The 17,912-nt window shown below is 63.8% G+C and carries 15 protein-coding genes and 1 pseudogene; 6 read left to right on the top strand and 10 right to left on the bottom strand.

Annotated elements, in window-relative coordinates; genetic code table 11:
• Positions 1–390 precede the first annotated feature (390 nt).
• From erpA to clcA, 3 genes are all read right to left on the bottom strand, one after another.
• Positions 391–741, bottom strand: a complete 351-nt coding sequence (gene erpA / locus PG900_RS16640) for an iron-sulfur cluster insertion protein ErpA (protein WP_005304404.1) — start codon at positions 739–741, stop codon at positions 391–393.
• Positions 742–831: 90 nt separating this feature from the next.
• Positions 832–1,527, bottom strand: coding sequence for a DUF6776 family protein (locus PG900_RS16635; protein WP_039214522.1), 696 nt, complete (start codon positions 1,525–1,527; stop codon positions 832–834).
• 86 nt (positions 1,528–1,613) lie between these two features.
• Positions 1,614–3,008, bottom strand: coding sequence for a H(+)/Cl(-) exchange transporter ClcA (gene clcA / locus PG900_RS16630; protein WP_017411006.1), 1,395 nt, complete (start codon positions 3,006–3,008; stop codon positions 1,614–1,616).
• A 222-nt stretch (positions 3,009–3,230) separates the two neighbouring features.
• Here clcA and hemL point away from each other — a divergent pair, with 222 nt between their 5' ends.
• Together hemL and PG900_RS16620 are read left to right on the top strand one after the other, a co-directional pair.
• Positions 3,231–4,517, top strand: a complete 1,287-nt coding sequence (gene hemL / locus PG900_RS16625; protein ID WP_270798043.1) for a glutamate-1-semialdehyde 2,1-aminomutase — start codon at positions 3,231–3,233, stop codon at positions 4,515–4,517.
• A gap of 220 nt (positions 4,518–4,737) precedes the next feature.
• On the top strand, positions 4,738–5,553 hold the full coding sequence (locus PG900_RS16620) for a hypothetical protein (RefSeq protein ID WP_252376538.1): 816 nt from the start codon (positions 4,738–4,740) through the stop codon (positions 5,551–5,553).
• A gap of 60 nt (positions 5,554–5,613) precedes the next feature.
• Here the strand turns inward: PG900_RS16620 and PG900_RS16615 are convergent, their stop codons facing one another.
• Positions 5,614–6,516 (bottom strand): sulfite exporter TauE/SafE family protein, encoded by a 903-nt coding sequence (locus PG900_RS16615; RefSeq protein WP_045789069.1) that lies wholly within the window; start codon positions 6,514–6,516, stop codon positions 5,614–5,616.
• 256 nt (positions 6,517–6,772) lie between these two features.
• Complete coding sequence (locus PG900_RS16610) at positions 6,773–7,495, bottom strand: phosphatase PAP2 family protein (RefSeq protein ID WP_270798042.1); 723 nt, start codon at positions 7,493–7,495, stop codon at positions 6,773–6,775.
• A 175-nt stretch (positions 7,496–7,670) separates the two neighbouring features.
• Between PG900_RS16610 and PG900_RS16605 the strand changes: the two genes are divergently transcribed.
• Positions 7,671–8,198, top strand: a complete 528-nt coding sequence (locus PG900_RS16605) for a DUF2937 family protein (protein WP_270798041.1) — start codon at positions 7,671–7,673, stop codon at positions 8,196–8,198.
• Positions 8,199–8,273: 75 nt separating this feature from the next.
• On the opposite strand, the gene PG900_RS16600 is transcribed toward PG900_RS16605, so the two are convergent.
• Both PG900_RS16600 and PG900_RS16595 read right to left on the bottom strand, forming a co-directional pair.
• Complete coding sequence (locus tag PG900_RS16600) at positions 8,274–9,854, bottom strand: response regulator (RefSeq protein ID WP_270831861.1); 1,581 nt, start codon at positions 9,852–9,854, stop codon at positions 8,274–8,276.
• Positions 9,855–9,968: 114 nt separating this feature from the next.
• On the bottom strand, positions 9,969–10,850 hold the full coding sequence (locus tag PG900_RS16595) for a LysR family transcriptional regulator (protein WP_270798040.1): 882 nt from the start codon (positions 10,848–10,850) through the stop codon (positions 9,969–9,971).
• 156 nt (positions 10,851–11,006) lie between these two features.
• Here PG900_RS16595 and PG900_RS16590 point away from each other — a divergent pair.
• Together PG900_RS16590 and PG900_RS16585 are read left to right on the top strand one after the other, a co-directional pair.
• Positions 11,007–11,369 (top strand): annotated as a pseudogene (locus PG900_RS16590) (SMR family transporter); the annotation flags it as partial.
• A gap of 140 nt (positions 11,370–11,509) precedes the next feature.
• Positions 11,510–11,830, top strand: a complete 321-nt coding sequence (locus PG900_RS16585) for an SMR family transporter (RefSeq protein ID WP_011707272.1) — start codon at positions 11,510–11,512, stop codon at positions 11,828–11,830.
• A 100-nt stretch (positions 11,831–11,930) separates the two neighbouring features.
• On the opposite strand, the gene gloA2 is transcribed toward PG900_RS16585, so the two are convergent.
• The 3 genes from gloA2 to hrpB all read right to left on the bottom strand — a co-directional run bounded on the left by gloA2 (position 11,931) and on the right by hrpB (position 17,217).
• Complete coding sequence (gene gloA2 / locus PG900_RS16580; protein ID WP_270798038.1) at positions 11,931–12,332, bottom strand: SMU1112c/YaeR family gloxylase I-like metalloprotein; 402 nt, start codon at positions 12,330–12,332, stop codon at positions 11,931–11,933.
• Between the two features lie 42 nt (positions 12,333–12,374).
• Positions 12,375–14,696: a penicillin-binding protein 1B gene (gene mrcB / locus PG900_RS16575; protein WP_016351880.1), complete on the bottom strand. Its 2,322-nt coding sequence runs from the start codon at positions 14,694–14,696 to the stop codon at positions 12,375–12,377.
• Between the two features lie 73 nt (positions 14,697–14,769).
• Positions 14,770–17,217: an ATP-dependent helicase HrpB gene (gene hrpB, locus PG900_RS16570; RefSeq protein WP_270831860.1), complete on the bottom strand. Its 2,448-nt coding sequence runs from the start codon at positions 17,215–17,217 to the stop codon at positions 14,770–14,772.
• A 156-nt stretch (positions 17,218–17,373) separates the two neighbouring features.
• Between hrpB and thpR the strand changes: the two genes are divergently transcribed.
• Positions 17,374–17,901 carry an RNA 2',3'-cyclic phosphodiesterase gene (thpR, locus tag PG900_RS16565; protein WP_270831863.1) on the top strand — a complete coding sequence of 176 codons (528 nt, stop codon included), beginning with the start codon at positions 17,374–17,376 and terminating at the stop codon, positions 17,899–17,901.
• The last annotated feature ends 11 nt before the right edge of the window (positions 17,902–17,912 follow it).

Here is a 17,912-nt window from a genome sequence, read left to right as displayed (position 1 = left end):
TTGATATCAAAAATTGTTTTTGATGCTCGATGCTGTGAGTGCCCACACAGATTGCTTGATTCAAATTGTTAAAGAGCAGGGTCGACAACTATAACCCTTACTGGTTTGTTTTGCAAACCAGACCAGACGCGCACTGCGCCGTGCTGATGGAGGCGCATTATAGGGATATGATTCTCGCTGACAAGCGAAAACTCCGTGTTTTTTTGAAAAAGACGTTCAAGTGTTTAACTAACCATCAATCAGGATGAAAAGCGCCCCAACAACAACCCAAAGTAAGCCCACCAAGGGCCCTTTAGCATTACTGACTGGTCAAGGGCGTCAGACTATAGGTATGAGGGGAAAACGAAAAGGGCCCCTTGGGGCCCTTCGATGTCACGCAGTATCTCTATATCAGATAGAGAAGCTGGAACCACAGCCACAGGTGGTAGTGGCGTTGGGGTTGGTCACGGTGAAGCGAGAACCTTCCAGACCTTCGGTGTAATCCACGCTGCCGCCAACCAGATACTGCAGGCTCATGGGATCGATCACCATGGTGACCCCGCTCTTCTCGACCACGGTATCCCCTTCATTGATCTTCTCATCGAAGGTGAAACCATACTGGAAACCGGAGCAGCCACCGCCCGTGATGTACACCCGCAGCTTGAGCTCGGGATTTTCTTCTTCGGTGATCAGGGTCTTCACCTTGTTGGCTGCCGCATCCGTCATCTGGATGGGCAACGGGGCTTCTGCTACTGCACTCATTACTGACCTCACAACCGTTAAATCCACAAACATGGAAACCGCGAAATTATCCAATACCCGACCATTCAGTTCAAGTATTCACCAAGCTTCTTACTGTGCGGCCGGTACGGGTGCCGGTGGAGCGACCACCAGCGGCTTGATTACCTCGCCCCATTCAGCCAGCAGCTCCTGGGCTGGTTGCCGACCATCCTTGCTGATGGTGACCCGTACCCGATCCGGTACAAAGCCTTCCGGCAACTGCCAGTTGCCTTCCAGCAGCTGGAAGTAACGCAGTGCATAGCGCCCCTCTCCTACCTTCATACCCAGCTCACGGCTGCCGAGGGTTCTGGGCTTGTCGCCCTGACTGCCTTCCACCTTTATCTGTACCTGACCACGAAACAGCTCGCGCTTCTTGGCGGGCTGGGTCAGCGCCAGCCGATAGTGATAACGGCCAGGGATACTGGTCTCCTGCAGGGTGAGGTTGTCGATCACCACCCCCACCTGCTCGCCGGTGGGGCGCATGATCCGCTCGAAGAAGGCCAGCTGGCGCTTCTGCTCCTGTACCTGGGCCTCCTGATCCTTGAGCGCCTGCTGCAACTGCTCGAACGCCGCCTTCTGGGTAGCCAGCAGAGTCTCCTTGATGCCGAGCTCGCTCTTGAGCTGGCCGATGGCCTTGCCTTGGCGCTCCAGCGTCTCCTGCTGCACCGTCAGCAAGCTGCTCTGGGCCAGCTCCTGGCGATTACCGACGAAATAGCCGATGAGCGCCCCCACCATCAGCACTGCCAACCACTTCACTATCTGGGACATAAGGCCTCTTTTGTTACTGCGCATACTGCGGCCACGCTCCCTTCACTATACGCGACTCAAGCAGATTCAGGCCGGCAGACAAAGGGTTAACCGGCGGTGACGCCGCTTTCTCCCCGCTTTTGACGCGCAGCGAGCCGTAAAGTTCGCTCGAGGATCTGGGAATAAATCGGGCGCCCCCCCAACCACTGCGCCACCAGGGTCGCACCGACCGTGGTGATCATCATGGGCAGGATCAGCTGATAGTTGTCGGTCATCTCGGTGACCAGCACGATCCCCGTGATGGGGGCACGTACGGTGGCGGCAAACAACGCGCCCATTCCGGCAATGGCAAAGGCACCGGGTTCGATGCCCAGCTCCGGGAAGGCCGCATGGAACAGATGCCCGAACACCACCCCGAACAGGGTGCCCAGCGCCAGAGTCGGGGCAAACACCCCGCCCGGCGCGCCTGAGCAGAAACAGACCAGGGTAGCCACCAGCCGGATGGAGAAGATGAGGAACAAGGTGGCCATCGCATACTCCCCGCCCATCAGATGGGGGATGAGCTCGGTACCGCCGCCGGTCACCGCCGGGGCAACCAGCGACAGCACGCCGAAGGTTCCTGCCACCAGCGTCCCGATGGCCACGAAGCGATGGCGCTTGTTTTGATGCAGCGCCAGATAACCATCCTGACAGGCCAGCACCAGCTTGTTGAAGACAAAACCCAGCACGCCAAAAGCGGCCCCCATGAAGAGGAACAGCCAGAGCGCCCTGAGAGCCGGCGCATCGTAGTGAGGCAAGCTGATCACCGCCCCCTGCCCCTTCATGTTCTGCAGCATCAGGGTCGCCATGATGGCGGAGATGCCCACCGCCTTGATGGCCAGAAAGGAGTAGCGAAACTGCGGGCGCATCTCCTCCATCACGAACAGGATCCCCGCCAGCGGCGCATTGAAGGCCGCGGCCAGACCGCCCGCAGCCCCGGCTGCCAGCAGGGCGTGGCCATGCTCCTTCGGTAGCCGGAAGATATCCGCCACCATCTTGCCGAGGTTGCCGCCGATCTGCACCGACGGGCCTTCCCGCCCCAGCACCATGCCGGAGCTCAGGGTGCAGATGCCACCGAAGAACTTGACCGGCAACACCCGCCACCAGCGTACCGGACGCAGCTCGTCCATGGCCCCCTCAATCTCGGGAATGCCGGAGCCACCCGCCTCCGGCGCAAAGGTATGGGTCAGGAAATAACCAATACAACCCAGCAAGGCGCTGAAACCAAAGCCGAGCAGGCCGAGCTGCCACCAGGGGCGATCGGCCAGCAGGTCGACACGCTGCTGTGCCAGCCAGTGCACGCCGGACTCGAACAGTCCGCAGACCAACCCGGCCAGGGTGCCGACCAGCGCCGCCAACAGCAGCACCAGCAGGGGCATCTTGTCTTGATGAATGATCCGCCGCAGGACAGGGCCGCGGGGAGGCGAGAGCGGTTCGGAGGAGGAGAGAGCTTGTTGCGACATGAAAAAACCACATTCGTTTGCTGACGGAGGTGACGATCATCCGGCCTGCTGTCCGGCTGCCCAGCACCGGGCCTTTCTGCTATAGTCGGCCCGTTTCATTTAACACGGGGCAGTCCTTGGCCGGGGTCAAGAGCGCAAGCATACTCCAGCGCCCCCTGACTGCCGAGCCGCAATCGGCCACCTGCGCCTGTGTGACGACCAAAATCCCATTAAGGATGATCCATGTCAAAATCAGATCAGCTGTTTGAACAGGCCCGCCAGACCATTCCGGGCGGCGTCAACTCACCGGTCCGCGCCTTCAATGGGGTCGGCGGCACACCCCGCTTCATCGATCACGCCGATGGCGCCTACCTCTATGACGTGGATGGCCAGGCCTATGTGGATTACATCGGTTCCTGGGGCCCCATGTTGCTGGGTCACAACCACCCGGCCATCAAGGCCGCCGTCATCAAGGCGGTGGAGAAGGGACTGAGCTACGGCGCGCCGACCGAGATCGAAGTGCTGATGGCCGAGAAGGTGCGCCAGATCGTCCCCTCCATGGAACAGGTCCGGATGGTCAACTCCGGCACCGAGGCGACCATGAGCGCCATCCGGCTGGCCCGCGGCTACACCGGTCGCGACAAGATCGTCAAATTCGAAGGCTGCTACCACGGCCACGCCGACTCCCTGCTGGTCAAGGCCGGCTCCGGCGCGCTGACCCTGGGTCAGCCCAACAGCCCGGGCGTCCCGGCCGACTTTGCCAAGCACACCCTCACCTGCGTGTTCAACGATCTGGCGTCGGTGCGCGAAGCCTTCAGCCAGTACGGCAGCGAGATCGCCTGCATCATCGTCGAGCCGGTGGCCGGCAACATGAACTGCATCCCGCCGGTACCCGGCTTCCTGGAAGGGCTGCGCGCCATCTGTGACGAGGCCGGCGCCCTGCTGATCCTGGACGAGGTAATGACTGGCTTTCGCGTCTCCCTGCGCGGCGCCCAGGGCCACTACAATATCGACCCGGATCTCACCACCCTCGGCAAGATCATCGGTGCCGGCATGCCGGTCGGCGCCTTCGGCGGCAAGAAGAAGGTGATGCAGCACATCGCCCCAACCGGCCCCGTCTATCAGGCCGGCACCCTCTCCGGCAACCCGGTGGCCATGGCTGCCGGCCTTACCATGCTGGATCTGCTGCTGGAGCCGGGCCTCTATGAGCAGCTGAGCGCCAAGACAGCCCGGGTTGCCGAAGGGCTGAAAGCCGCTGCCGCCAAGCACGGCATCCCGCTTGCCATCAACTACGTGGGCGGCATGTTCGGCTTCTTCTTCACCGACGAGCCCGAGATCACCCGCTACGAGCAGGTGACCCGCTGTGACATGGAACGCTTCAAGCGCTTCTATCACCTGATGCTGGAAGAGGGTGTCTACCTGGCGCCGAGTGCCTACGAGGCGGGCTTCCTGTCGCTGGCGCACGGCGACAAGGAGATTGAACACACCCTGGCCGCCGCCGAGCGCAGCTTCGCCAAACTGGCCGGCTAAGCCGCCGCTTCTCGCAAAAGGGCCCTTCACGGGCCCTTTTTTCATTGCCGCTTCGGCGTCCTTCGGCCTCCCCCGGTACGCCCGATGTTGGTGCAGCATTTACGCAAGCGGTGCTGCTCTGTCACCAAACGGTGCATATCCCGCCCCTCTGCCCGTCATAAAACGGGCCCACAATTTGCACCCTGCAAGTTGGATGCAAGCCCGTTTGAGCGAGGTGTATATGGCGGAAATGAGCCCCATCGATGTGCTGCGACGCTATCAGGAGTACGAAGCCGAACTGGCTCCTCTGCTGCTGGGACTGCTCACGGCATCACCCGATTCACTCCGCAGTTATCCCTTCATCCTGAACCAGGCACCCAGTCGGGAACCGCTCGGGATCCTGCCACCGGTGCCGGCGCCGCAAGCCCGTTTGCACCTGATCGTGAGAGGCCAGGGCCGTGAGCTGACCCTCTGCCTGAACCAGCTCATCGCCTGGCTGATGGGGGACAGGGAACGACGCCGGGCCATGCCCTGGTTCAAGGGGGTTTATGTGGTGCTGAGTCTGGCGCTGTTTCTGATCGTCGCGACGCTCATCTGGCACGGGCTGGAGCAGCTCTATCTGCTGCTGTGCGGGGCGCAGCAGAACCGGCTGGGGGCCTTCAGTGCCATCATCTTCCTGACCCTGGCGCTGGCGGTATTCGACTTGGGCAAAACCATTCTGGAAGAGGAGGTGCTGCTGCATAAGGACATCTTTCGCCACAGCGCGATTCGCCGCACCATTACCCGCTTCATCGCCGCCATCTTGATCGCGGTCTCCATCGAGGGGCTGTTGCTGCTGTTCAAGGGCTCGCTCGGCCAGAGCGAACTGCTCTGGCCGGCGGTGGGTGTGATGGGGTGCGCCGTGGGGCTGCTGCTGGCCCTCGGGCTCTATGTGTTTTTGGGGGCCAGGGCCGAAGCGGCTCTGGTGCAGGCCAGCCTGCGACCTCTGCCAGCCGGAGTTGCAGTGCCCGCCGCGCCGCCCGCCAAGAAGCGGGCATGGTCCAGGAGGTATAGATAACGCTGAAGATCTGCAATCACTTCAATACTCCACGGCCAGCACCGACTCGCGCCGTACTGGCTAACCAGTGACGCCTGCCAGCCGGGGTTGTGGCGCCCGCCGCGCCGCCCGCCAGGAGGCGTACATGGTCCAGGAGGTATAGATGACGATGAAGGCCACCAGCCATTTGAGCATCGCCATGTCCATGGATTTGACCAGCATGGCCGCCAGCACCACGCCGACAGGGCCGAAGATGGCCACCGCCAGCACCGCCTTGGCGTCGAAGGCCCCTTTGCGGATGAAGGTGCCCGCCGAGAAGACGCTAAGCACGGCGGTGGAGCCCATCATGATGGGAAACGCCGCCAGCGGATTCATGCCGAGCAGATAGACCAGGGTCATGCAGGGGGCGAACAGGCCGATGCCCACGTTCATCAGTACGCCGAAGATGAAGTTGCCGAGCAGCGCGATCCCGAGCTTGTAACCGGTCAGCCCCATGGCATCGCCACCGAGGGGGAACAGCCCAAGCAGGCCCGCAAAGATGAGGCCGGCCACCACCAGCAGGGAGACCGCCATCACCAGCCGGATGGTCTGGCGATCGAACGAGGCGACGTGGCGCGCCCCCCAGGCCGCCCCGGCAGCGGCGGCCACCATCATGCCGATGAGGGTGAGCGGATCCACCTGCACGGCGCCGATGAAGATCAGCGACTGGGTGACCGTCGGCAACACGCACTGGCCGTTGAGGGTGCCCGGCAACAGCCGATCGTCGATCAGCTTGAACTGCTTGTAGCAGGCGGTCTTCACCGCAAAACTGCCGACCCCCAGGGTATCGAGAAAATTGGCGACAAAACCGATGGCCGCCACCGGCCAGAAGGGGGTCGATTCCAGCTCCCCCTGTTGCCGTTTGTGCCACCAGGCCCGTACTAGCATGAAGATGAACACCAGGGCGCAGATGATGAATATCAGGCGCAAAAGATTAATTAACATACAGAATTCTCCAGCAACGGGCGGCGATTCTAAGGCAGCAAAAATAAAAAATCTTGGTCAGGATCAAGCATTCAGCCCATGCAAACGATTATCTGGAGAAAGTCATGATGAGCACGCCCGAACGAATCTGCTAATACTTGTCTATGAGGGCCAGCAGGCCTGGGGCCACCGGTGGTAGTCATGGTCATTTCGCGACGACCACAGTCACCGGCGGGAAGTAGCCAAAAAGAAGGCCGGTATGCACCGACCTTCTTTTTTATTGCTGACTCGCCGGCGTTTTGCCCGCCAGCCACTGCCAGCCCGGCAGACGCGGCAGTCGCTGGGCGATCCAGCCGATCAGCGCATCCGACAGCCCGGTCAACAGCAGCAGCGGCAGACAGAGCAGGGTCAGCGACAGGGCCCCCACATAGACATCCGTCAGCCAGTGGGCGCCGGAGAGGATGCGGGGCGCCGAGAACAACGGCACCATCAGCAGCGCCGTCACCCCGGCCCAGCGTGGCAGATAGCGCAGGGCAAAACCGGCGAAGATCATCAGGAACAGGGCGTGATCGCCGGGGAAGCTGTCGCTGGACGAATCCTTGGTCGGGATCTCGCTGAGCTGGGTCACCCGTAGCGCGTCCGTCACCGTCAGGGTCGGGCTCGGCCGGCTGACCGGCAGCAGATGACCGAACTGGTTGATCACCAGGGCCCCCAGCAGCATGACGATCCCCATGGCCACCAGCCGGCGGCGTCCCTGCTCGTCCGCACACCAGAAGCAGTGAGAGAGGATCAGCCCCATGCAGGAGAGTACCGCCAGATCGAACAGCCGGTTGTTGGTCACGGCCACCAGATCGGCCCACCACTGAGCCTGACCCAGCCAGCCATTGACCAGATGGAAGACGGCGAGATCCCACTGATCCCAGGGGCCGTGATCGGGCAAAGCGGCCCAACTGATGGCGATGAGACCACCCAACAGATAACAGGGTATAAATTTGCGCATACGGACTCTCCTCCCCGAAAAATGGGGCCGTATTTTAAAGCATAAAAAGCGTGACGTGAATCACACAAACGAGGGAGGAAAGGGTCATGCCTCCTATCCGGAAAGCCGGCGCGTCCCCTGCCGGCTTGGCCTGTTGCAGCCTTGCGGCTAGTATGGAGTCCCTCTATTTCGCGAGATGACGAGTGCTATGCGCAGCTACCTTCGGATGATGCTGTTTGCCCTGGGCCTGCTGGCCGGCGTGCAGATCCCGGGTCTGATCGACCTCTACTACCAGCGGTTGGATGCCCGCCTGCAACAGGCCAGCCTCAGCCTGGCCCCTTTTCAGGAGACGGCGGACCAGCATTTCGACGGCGATCTGACGGCCCTGGTCAACCACTACCGCACCAACCCGGATCCGGTATTCGCCAAAGATGCTGCCAGCCTGCAGCTGCTGGTCAGCCAGCGCCAGACCCTGCAGCAGGAGAGCGTCTACAAGCACCATCCCTGGTACCGGCAACTCTCCCACCTGCTGCTGCGCGCCGAGCCCCAGCTCTGGCAGGATACCCTGCAAAACTACAGCTACGTGGTGCCGCTCAAGCAGGCCGCCATCGTCTGCGGCATGGCGGCAGGCCTGCTCGCAGCCCTGCTTGGCGATCTGTTGCTCAGCCTGGTGCTGTTGCCGTTTCGCCGGCAGCAGCCCCGCACACGCTACGCGCCGCGCTGACGAGATCGATGCGGTGGCGCAGGCAGCCGGAAACAACAAAGGGGCCAGTGGCCCCTTTGTTGTTTCCGTCCGGTGTCACAGCTCGTATGGCAGCCGCGACTGGCTGACCAAACGCTGGAGCGCCTGCACCACCAGGGGATCGAACTGGCTGCCGGAGCGTGACAGGATATATTCCATGGTCTGGGCCAGTGACCAGGGCTCCTTGTAGGGCCGCTTGCTGAGCAGGGCATCGAACACGTCGACCACGGCCACGATGCGGGCCGACAGCGGGATCTGCTGGCCGGCCAGCTGCTCCGGGTAACCCTTGCCATCGAAGTGTTCATGATGGCCGCGAGCAATCTCGGCCCCCAGCGACAGATAGCTGGTGCCCTCCACCATCTCCCCCGCCTTGTGCAATATGCTGGCGCCGATGTCCGCGTGCTGCTCCATGATGACCCACTCATCCGGTTCGAACCGGCCCGGCTTGTGCAGGATGTGGTCCGGCGTGCCCACCTTGCCCACGTCGTGCAGTATGCTGGCCATGCCGATCATGTCGACGAAGCCCGGTGTCAGCTCATCGGGATAGGCCCCCGCCTGCTGCAGCTCGGCCACGATGGCATCGGAGAGCTTCTGCACCCGCAGCACGTGATCACCTGTATCCGAATCGCGGAACTCCGCCAGCGCCGCCAGCGCCACCACGGTCGCCTCCTGGGCGCGCAGCAGCTGGTTGTAGAGATAGAGGTTGTCGTACGCCGCCGAGATCCGCTGGCAGAACACGTCCAGCAGATCGCACTCGAGCGGATCGAGCGGCTGGGTGGGGGTAAAATTGAGCACGAACTCACGCCCGTTCTGGGCGGCGATATAGAGCGCATCCTGGGGATGCTCGAAGCGGTTGCAGCGGTTGGCCAGCGCACTCATCACCGAATCGTGCAGGGCCGGGAAGGCGCTGAGCGGCACATCGCTCAGCAAGGATTCATAGTCGCCGGTGGCCGCCAGGATCTCCAGCTCCTGCGAGCCGGGCCGGCGTTCGGCGCAGATGGCGCCTTCGGTGCCCACGTCGAGAATGGCGCTGATCTGTTTGAGCACGCCGGAGGCAAACTCCCGCAGCGAATGCAGATGATAGAGATCCCCCGCCCCCTCCAGTATCTTGCCGAGCCCCTGCCGACTCTTGTCGATGGCGCAGAGGGTCTCGTAGGAGCGCAGGGAGGCGATAACGGTGGTATAGAGCTTCTGCACCGTCAGCTCGGTCTTGGTCTTGTAGTCGTTGATGTCGTAATCGAGGATCACCCGCTGCTCCGGGGCCTGCCCCGGTTGGCCAGTGCGCAGCACGATACGCACCAGACTGTTGTGCATCTCGTTACGGATCTGGTGCACCAGCCGCAGGCCGGCATCCTCGGTCTCCATCACCACGTCGAGCAGGATCAGGGCGATGCGCGGATTGGCCAGCAGCATGCGGGCCGCTTCAGCGCCGCTGTAGGCGTTGAGCAGTTCAAGCGGGCGGGATTTGTACTGAATGTTGGAAAGTGCCAGCCGGGTGGCATGATGAATGTCCGGCTCATCATCGACGATCAACACCTGCCAGGGGTTGATCGCCTTGGTCACCACGGCCTCATCGTCATCCAGCTCGATGATGTCGTCATCCAGCCAGAGCTCGTCCTTGTCTTGGGCACTGCTCATATCGTTCACGCCTCCAGGCGCTGCATGAGGGTACTGACAGTATGTACCATCAGGCAGTGATGGATCACAAGCCCCTGCACTTGCCCCCCTCGTGTCCGCCCAGCGCCGGCCGGTTTATTCGAACGGTTCGAGATAGGCCTGGATTGCCTTCCTCAGCCAGGCCAACACCTTGCCGTGATAGGCATTTTGCGACAGATAGACGCCGTAGTCGCGCCACTGCAGGCTGAACTTGTGCTTCAAGGTCAACAGCTCCCCTTGCCGCAGCTGGCTCTGGATCAGCGGCGACGGCAGCACGGCCCAGCCGAGGCCGTCGAGCACCGCATCGCGCATCAGCTCGAAGCTCGACAGCCCGATGTGGTGGCCGCCGATGGGCAGCAGGCTCTTGACCGAAAATTCGTCCACATAGGAGAGGGTGACCTGGGTATGACCGGTCAGATCCTGCTGCAATACCCGCTTCAGGCTGGCCAGCGGGTGGCTCGGGGCCACCACCATCAGGGTGCGGATCGGGTTGAGCACCTCGATGTTGAGGCCGCTGCGCTCCTGCTCCTCGGTGATGAGGCCGAAGGCGGCGTCGACAAACCCCTCCTCCACCAGCGCGGGCAGCTCCGGCGGCGAGGCCAGCACCAGCGAGATGCTGGTGCCGGGAAACTGGTGGCGCAGCGCCCCCAGCATCTCCCGCCACACCGCCTCGGGAATGGCGTCATCCCGCGCCACCCGCAGCGCCACCTCGGCGCCGGAGGCGTAGTGTTCGCACTTGAGTTTGAGGCTGTTGGCGGCCTGCAGCAGCCGTTTGCAGTCGTCCAGCACCTGCTCGCCGATCTCGGTCAAGCGGCTCTGGTTGGCACCTCGTTCAAAAAGTTCGACGCCAAGCTCAACCTCAAGCGCCGCTATCGCCGTGCTGACGGCGCTGCGACTCTTGCCAAGCCGGCGCGCCGTATTGGCAATGGAGCCACTGCTGGCTGATTCCACAAAGAGTTGTATCTGATAGAGCTTCATGATCTGGGTCGTGAGCAGGGTATCCGATATTCACCTTACCTTGCCCCCTTCTCGCAAGGCAAACCATCAGCGTCTGAATTGTCGACGCTCAGCGATTCTGTCGCCTGAGCAAGCTGCGGCTATCATGGCCCCGTCGCAGCAACAAAAGGACATTTTATGTTATTCAATCGCATGCTCCTGGCCCGCATCTTCCTGACGGGCGCCATTCTGACCGAGGTCGCCGGGACCTCCAGCATGGCCATGATCCCGGAGAACGAGGCCGGCTGGCTCAACTATCTGCCAATGTGGCTGCTCATCTCCTTCTCTTATCTGTTGTTGGCCAAAGCCGCCAAAACAATCTCCATTGGTATTGCCTTCGCGCTCTGGGAGGGGCTGGGGATCGCGCTGATCACCGTCGTCTCCGTGCTGTTCCTCGACTACCACCTGAATGCTCAGGAGTTGATCGGACTAGCGCTGGCCATAGTGGGTATTGTTCTGGTGACAATGGGTGAAACCCATGACGAACCGACCGCGGACACCGGCAGCATCCGCCGCCTTGGCGCTGCCCATGACAAACCGGCCGCAGGCACCGGCAGCACCCGCCGTCTTGGCGCTGCCCATGACAAACCGGCCGCAGGTACTGGCTGTACTCGCTGCCTTGGCGCTGCCAAGGAGGCCGTATGCACCCGTTGATCATCGTACTGGGGGCGGCCCTGCTGGATATCGGTGCCAACATGGCGATCAACCGCTCGGTTGGTTTTCGTCACAAAGGCTGGGGGTTTCTCGGCATCCTGCTGGTGCTGTGTGCCTTCACCCTGCTGTCGGAAGCGGTGAGCACCGGCAAGATCGATCTGGCCGTGGCCTATGCCACCTGGGGTGCCATCGGCATTCTGGGCACCGCCCTCGGTGGCTTGCTGCTGTTTGGCGAGCGGCTCAAGCCCATCGGCTGGGTCGGCATGCTGGTGATGGCCGTTGCGGTAACCCTGCTCACCACCGCCTGATCGCCCCCGTCACGCACCGCACACCATGAAAAGAAGCCGCCCGGCTAACCGGGCGGCTTCTGCTCTTTATGAGGCAATGCAGGCTCGCGACAGGTCTGCCTCAGCGGCCCGCTTCGTAGAGCTCCAGCGGCAGGCCGTCGGGGTCGGCGAAGAAGGTAAAGCGCTTGCTGGTCAGCTCATCCACCCGCACCGGCTCCACCTCGATACCATGACCCTGCAGATGGGCGATGACCCGGTCGAGCTCAGCGACCCGAAAGGCCAGATGGCGCAAGCCGCACGCCTCCGGCCGGGAGGAGCGCGGCGGCGGCGCCGGGAAGCTGAACAACTCCAGCTGGCTGCCGTCCGGCAGCGCCAGATCCAGCTTCCACGACTGGCGCTCCTCGCGCAGCGTCTCGGCGATGATGGGCAGCCCCAGCACCTGATGGTAGAAGTGGCGCGAGCGCGCATAGTCGCTGGCGATGATGGCCACGTGGTGGATGGCATCAAACAGAGGATGTGACATGAACACTCCGGGCAAGCGGGCAGCCTGGGCTGCCCGCCGCGGTCAGTTGAAGAAACCGTTGAACCAGTTGTCCAGCGCATTGGCCGGGCTGGACACCGGGCTGGCGCAGCCCATGGGCTCGGCCAGCCCGGCCAGCTTGGCCGGCACCTGCAGACTGCCGGGGCAGTCGCTGGTGACCCGGGTGCCGCTGGCGCGGGAGAAGCTGGCCCAGCTCACCCCTTGCGGCATGTTCATGGCCAGGCTGTTGACCCCGCGCTGGCTCATGTAGCCGCTGAACAGCTGCAGGGCACCGCTGGCACCGGTCAGGCCGGCCGGGGTGTTGTCGTCGCGACCGACCCAGATACTGACCAGCTCGTTGTTGTCGAGCCCGGTGAACCAGGAGTCGCGCAGCTCGTTGGTGGTGCCCGTCTTGGCCGCCATGGTGGCGCCGGGGAACTTGGCACCGAGCGCGCGCGCCGTGCCCTGGCTCACCGTCTTGGTCATGGCGAACAGGGTCAGCCAGCTGGCCTGCTCGTCGGTCACCCGCTTGGCCGCTTCATCATGCTGATAGAGCTTGCTGCCGTCGCTGTTGACCACCGCCCGGATCGCCGACAGCGGCTGGGTCAGCCCCTGGTTGGCGATGGGCAGATACATCTGGTTCACCTCCATCGGCGAGAGCGCCACCGCCCCCAGCACCAGCGAGGGATAGGGCTGGATCTCCTGCTCCACCCCCAGCTTGTGCAGGGTGTCCACCACCTTGTCCAGCCCCACCTGCAGCCCCAGATTGACGGTCGGCACGTTGAGGGAGCTGGCCAGCGCATCCATCAGCGGCACGCTCTGGCGGAACTTGCGGTCGTAGTTTTGCGGGGTCCAGATCTGGCCATCCTTGCCACGAATGCGGATCGGCTGGTCCTTGAGCGGCGTGCCCAGGGTCAGGCCGTTGGAGAGACCGGTCAGGTAGACTGCCGGCTTGACCAGCGAGCCTATCTGGCGACGGGCATCCAGCGCCCGGTTGAAGCCGGCATAGCGCGGATCCCGGCCGCCCACCATGGCCACCACCTCGCCCTTGTGCCAGTCGGAGACCACCATGGCCGCCTCCAGCTTCTTCTTGCCGCGCAGCTTCTCGATCTGGGCCAGACCCGACTCCACCGCCTGCTCGGCGGCATGCTGGGCGATGGGATCCAGACTGGTGAAGATCTTGAGGCCGGACTGCTTGAGCAGATCCGGGCCGAAGCGACTCTGGATCTCCCGCTTGAGCAGGCCCATAAAGGCCGGGGTGCGGCCATAGCTCATCTGGCCGCGGGTGATGATGCCGAGCGGCTGCTTGCTGGCGAGTTCATACTCGGCCGGTTGCAGGCTGCCGTGATCCATCAGCAGCTTGAGCACCAGATCACGACGCGCCTTGGCCCGCTCCGGGAAGCGCCAGGGATCGTAATAGGAGGGGCCCTTCACCATGCCCACCAGCAGGGCCACCTGATCGATGTCCAGCTCGTTGACCGGAATGCCAAAGTAGAAGTAGGAGGCGAGCCCGAAACCATAGACCCCCTGGGAGAAGTTCTGCCCCAGATAGACCTCGTTGAGGTAGGCCTCCAGGATCTCGTCCTTGCTGTAGCGATAGTCGATCAGCACCGCCATGTAGGCTTCCTGCGCCTTGCGCCACAGGCTGCGTTCCCGGGTCAGGAAGAAGTTCTTGGCCAGCTGCTGGGTCAGGGTACTGCCCCCCTGCACGGTGCGACCCGCCAGCAGGTTGGCCGCCATGGCCCGCATGATGGCCACCGGCGAGACGCCGCCGTGCTGGTAGAAGTCGCGATCCTCGGTGGTGAGCAGGGTGATCAGCAGGCTGTCCGGCACCTCGGCGATGCGCACCAGCAGGCGGTCTTCCCGATCCTCGGTGTTGAGGCGATCGAGCAGCACCGGGTCCATCTGGGCGTAGCCGAGCTGACGCTGATTCTCCAGCGACTGGATCCCCTCCAGCCGCGCGCCGTTGAAGGTGAGGCGCAGGCCGCGGGCGGCATCGGCTCCGTCATGGAATTCGAACGGCCGACGGATAAGCTCGATGCGGTTGCCGCTCACTGCATACTCGCCCGGAGTGTGGGGCTGACGCACCTGCTTGTAGCTCAGCATGTTGAGCTCGCGCAGCATCTGGGCCTGGGAGAGGCGCTGGCTGGGATAGAGTTCCAGCGGCCGGCTGTAGACCATCACCGGCAACTGCCACTTCTCGCCGTCGAAGCGTTCACGCACCTTGGTATCGAGGTAGATGCCAAACACCACCATGAAGGCCGCTCCCACCAGGGAGAGCTTGAAGCCCAGCCAGAACAGCGTGCGCCAGATGGTGCGTTTGGGCGCCGCCTTCTTGGGGGTGCGCTTGCGTCGTTGCGTTGCCATAAATCCTCTTTGCTTTCCTTTCTACTTGTTATGTCGCGTTCGCGAACGTCCGATCAGACTTGGCCAATCGAACCTACAATCCCATCTTCTTCTTGGTGACCCTGGTCGGCATCGCCTCCAGCGGATTGTCCGGCCAGTAGTGGCGGGGGTAGCGTCCCTTCATCTCTTTCTTCACCAGCTCGTAGGAGCCGGCCCAGAAGGCGGCCAGATCGGCGGTGATCTGCAGCGGCCGCTGGGCCGGGGAGAGCAGCTCCACCACCAGCGCCACCCGGCCATCGGCCACGCACGGGGTCGCAGCCTGCCCGAACATCTCCTGAATGCGCACCGGGATCACCGGCGCCTGACCCGGCTGATAGCGGATCCGCACCCGGCTGCCGGTCGGCGCGCTAAAGTGGCCGGGCAGCGCCTCGTCCAGCCGCTTGGGCAATGGCCAGGGCAGCGACTGGCGCAGGATGTCGCTCATATCGAGTTTTTTCAACTGTTCCAGCCGGGTCATGCCGCTCACCGCCGGCAGCAGCCACTGCTCCAGGTCAGCCAGCAGGCACCCCTCGTCCATGGCCGGCCACCCTTCGTCGGGCAACCAGTCGCGGGCACAGCGCAATCGGGCCAGCAGCCCCTCGCTGGCGTCATCCCAGGGCAGCACATGCAGCCCCTTGCTCCGGATGCCCTGCAGCAGGCAGCGCCCCTTCTGTTCATCGGAGAGATCCGTCAGCGGCCGCTGGCTCAGCACCAGCTCGCCGAGCACCTGCTGGCGTTCGGCCCGCACCCGCTCCTCGCGCTCGTCCCAGTCGAACCATTGGCGCTCGCTCACCAACTCAGGCAGCTGGCGCACCAGTTCATCAAGCTCTATCGGTTCGGCGATGAAGATGCGGCTGCCGCGCTCGTTCTGGCCCATCTCGATGGCAATGAGCGCCCCCTGCCCCTGACAGGGGTGACCTTCTACCAGATCGCAGCTCACCCCGCCACTGAGCTGATAGCGGCTGCCGCTGCGCAGCTTGCCGATGCGATCGGGCCAGGCGAGGGCACACAGCAGCCCCAGCCATTGCCCCTGCGCACTGGCGGGGCGGGCGCCGAGCCGCTCGAACCAGCGCGCCGCACTCTGGCGCAGGGCCCCCTGACGGCGGTGGAACAGCACGGAGAGGCGCTCCGATCCTCGCAGATCTTCTTCCAGCAGCGCCACCAGGAAAGCCGCATCGGCGACAATCCCTGTCAGACCTTCGGCCTCCAGCTCGCGCGCGCGCAGCAGCATGCGGGCAAGCCGGGGATGGGTACCGAAGGCCGCCATGGCGCGGCCGGCCGGGGTAAGTTGTTGCTCACCCTCCGGCTTCATGGCACCGAGGGCCACCAGCAGCCGCTGGGCGCTGGCCACGGCGGTGGCCGGCGGCATGTCCAGCAGCGGCAGCTCTTCGACCTTGGCCCCCCACTGGGCGGCGTCCAGCAGCAGGCTGGTCAGCTCCTGGGTGAGGATGTCGGGCGGGCTCTGCTCGGCGAGGCGCTCCTGCACCTCGCTGCTCCAGAGCCGGTAGCAGACACCGGGGCCGAGACGACCGGCGCGACCCGCCCGCTGGGTGGCGGAGGCTTTGGCGATGGGGCGGGTCTCCAGCCGGGTGACGCCGCTCTTGATGTCGAATGAGGCGCGCCGCTCCAGCCCGCTGTCGACCACCACGGAGCTCCCCTCGATGGTGAGCGAGGTCTCCGCCACATTGGTGGTGAGCACCAGCTTACGGCGCCCCGCAGGTGCCGGCTCGATGGCCGCCTGCTGGGCCGCCATGTCGAGGCGGCCGTAGAGAGGGGCGAGGGTCACCTCGTCCGGCAGCCGCCCTTCCAGCCACTGCGCCAGCCGCTCGATCTCTCCCTGGCCCGGCAGGAACACCAGCAGGCTGCCAGCATGGGCAGCCAGCGCCTCCAGCACCACGGCGCCGACCTGGGGTTCCAGCCACTGCTGGCGATTGGCGGGGCGATAGTGGTAGTCGATGGGAAAACCGCGCCCCTCCGAGCGAACCACCGGGGCCTCCGGCAAAAGCCGCTCCAGTGCCATGCCATCCAGGGTGGCAGACATCACCAGCAGCTTGAGGTCATCGCGCAATCCCTGCTGGCTCTCGATGGCGAAGGCCAGCGCGGTATCGGCGTGCAGGCTGCGCTCGTGGAACTCATCGAAGATGACCAGGGAGACGCCGGTAAGCTCAGGATCCTGCTGCAGCATCCGGGTCAGCACCCCTTCGGTGACGATCTCGAGCCGGGTCTGGCTGCTGGTGCGGCTCTCGCCACGTACCCGCAGGCCGATGCGCTCGCCCACCTTCTCCCCGAGCTGGCGCGCCAGAAAGGCTGCGATGTTGCGCGCCGCGAGACGTCTCGGTTCCAGCATGATGATGCGACCGGGCAGCCGATGCTGGCGCACCAGCTCCAGCGGCAGCAGGGTCGATTTGCCCGCGCCGGGAGGCGCCTGCAGGATCACGCTGGCATGGTTGTCGATGGCGGCAAAGAGTGCGGGCAGCACCGACACTATGGGGAGGGAAGACAAAGGGATCTGCACCTTCTTGTTGCAAGTCGTAAAACGGCGCCTATTCTGCCACAGCCTGGCCGGGCACCGTGAGCGGATGTCGGCCGGCGAGACAGGATGCAGTGGCTGCCCTAGAATGGGCCACCCTGTCTGCATGAAAGAGGCATGCTCACCCGAATGGCCAAACTCTTCTTTGCCCTGCCCGCCGAGGCGCTGGCACCCGATCTCGTCGCCTGGTGCGACCAGCTGCCCTGGCCGGGTCAACCGGTGCCCGCCGCCAATCTCCACCTGACGCTGGCCTTCCTCGGCGAAGCAGATCAGCTCACCACCACCCGCCTGATGGCCGCCGTCGAGCGCCAGCACTGCCCGCCGCTCACCATAGCGCTCAATGAAACCGGCTGGTTCGGCCGCGCCAAGGCTGCCTGGGTCGGCCCGACGGAGTGGCCCAACGAGCTCACCGTGCTGGCCAGGGCGCTGCGTCGCCATGGCGAGAAGCTGGGGCTTGGCAACGGCGAGCAGGGCTATCGCCCCCACGTCACCCTGTCGCGCAAGGCGAGCGAACCGCCGGCCGCCTTGCCCGCCCCCGATTTCGTGCTGCAGGCCGACCGCTTCTGCCTCTATCAATCCCTCTCGACCCCGGACGGGGTGCGCTACGAGCCCCTCGCCTGCTGGCCGCTGCGGGCCAGAGAGAAAATGGCATCCTGACTGGCGGCCAT

Origin of the sequence: Aeromonas sp. QDB03, assembly GCF_027707985.1 — a bacterium.
Taxonomy (GTDB): domain Bacteria; phylum Pseudomonadota; class Gammaproteobacteria; order Enterobacterales; family Aeromonadaceae; genus Aeromonas; species Aeromonas hydrophila.
Note: the sequence above shows the minus strand (reverse complement) of the source record. Positions and strands in the feature narration are given on the sequence as shown.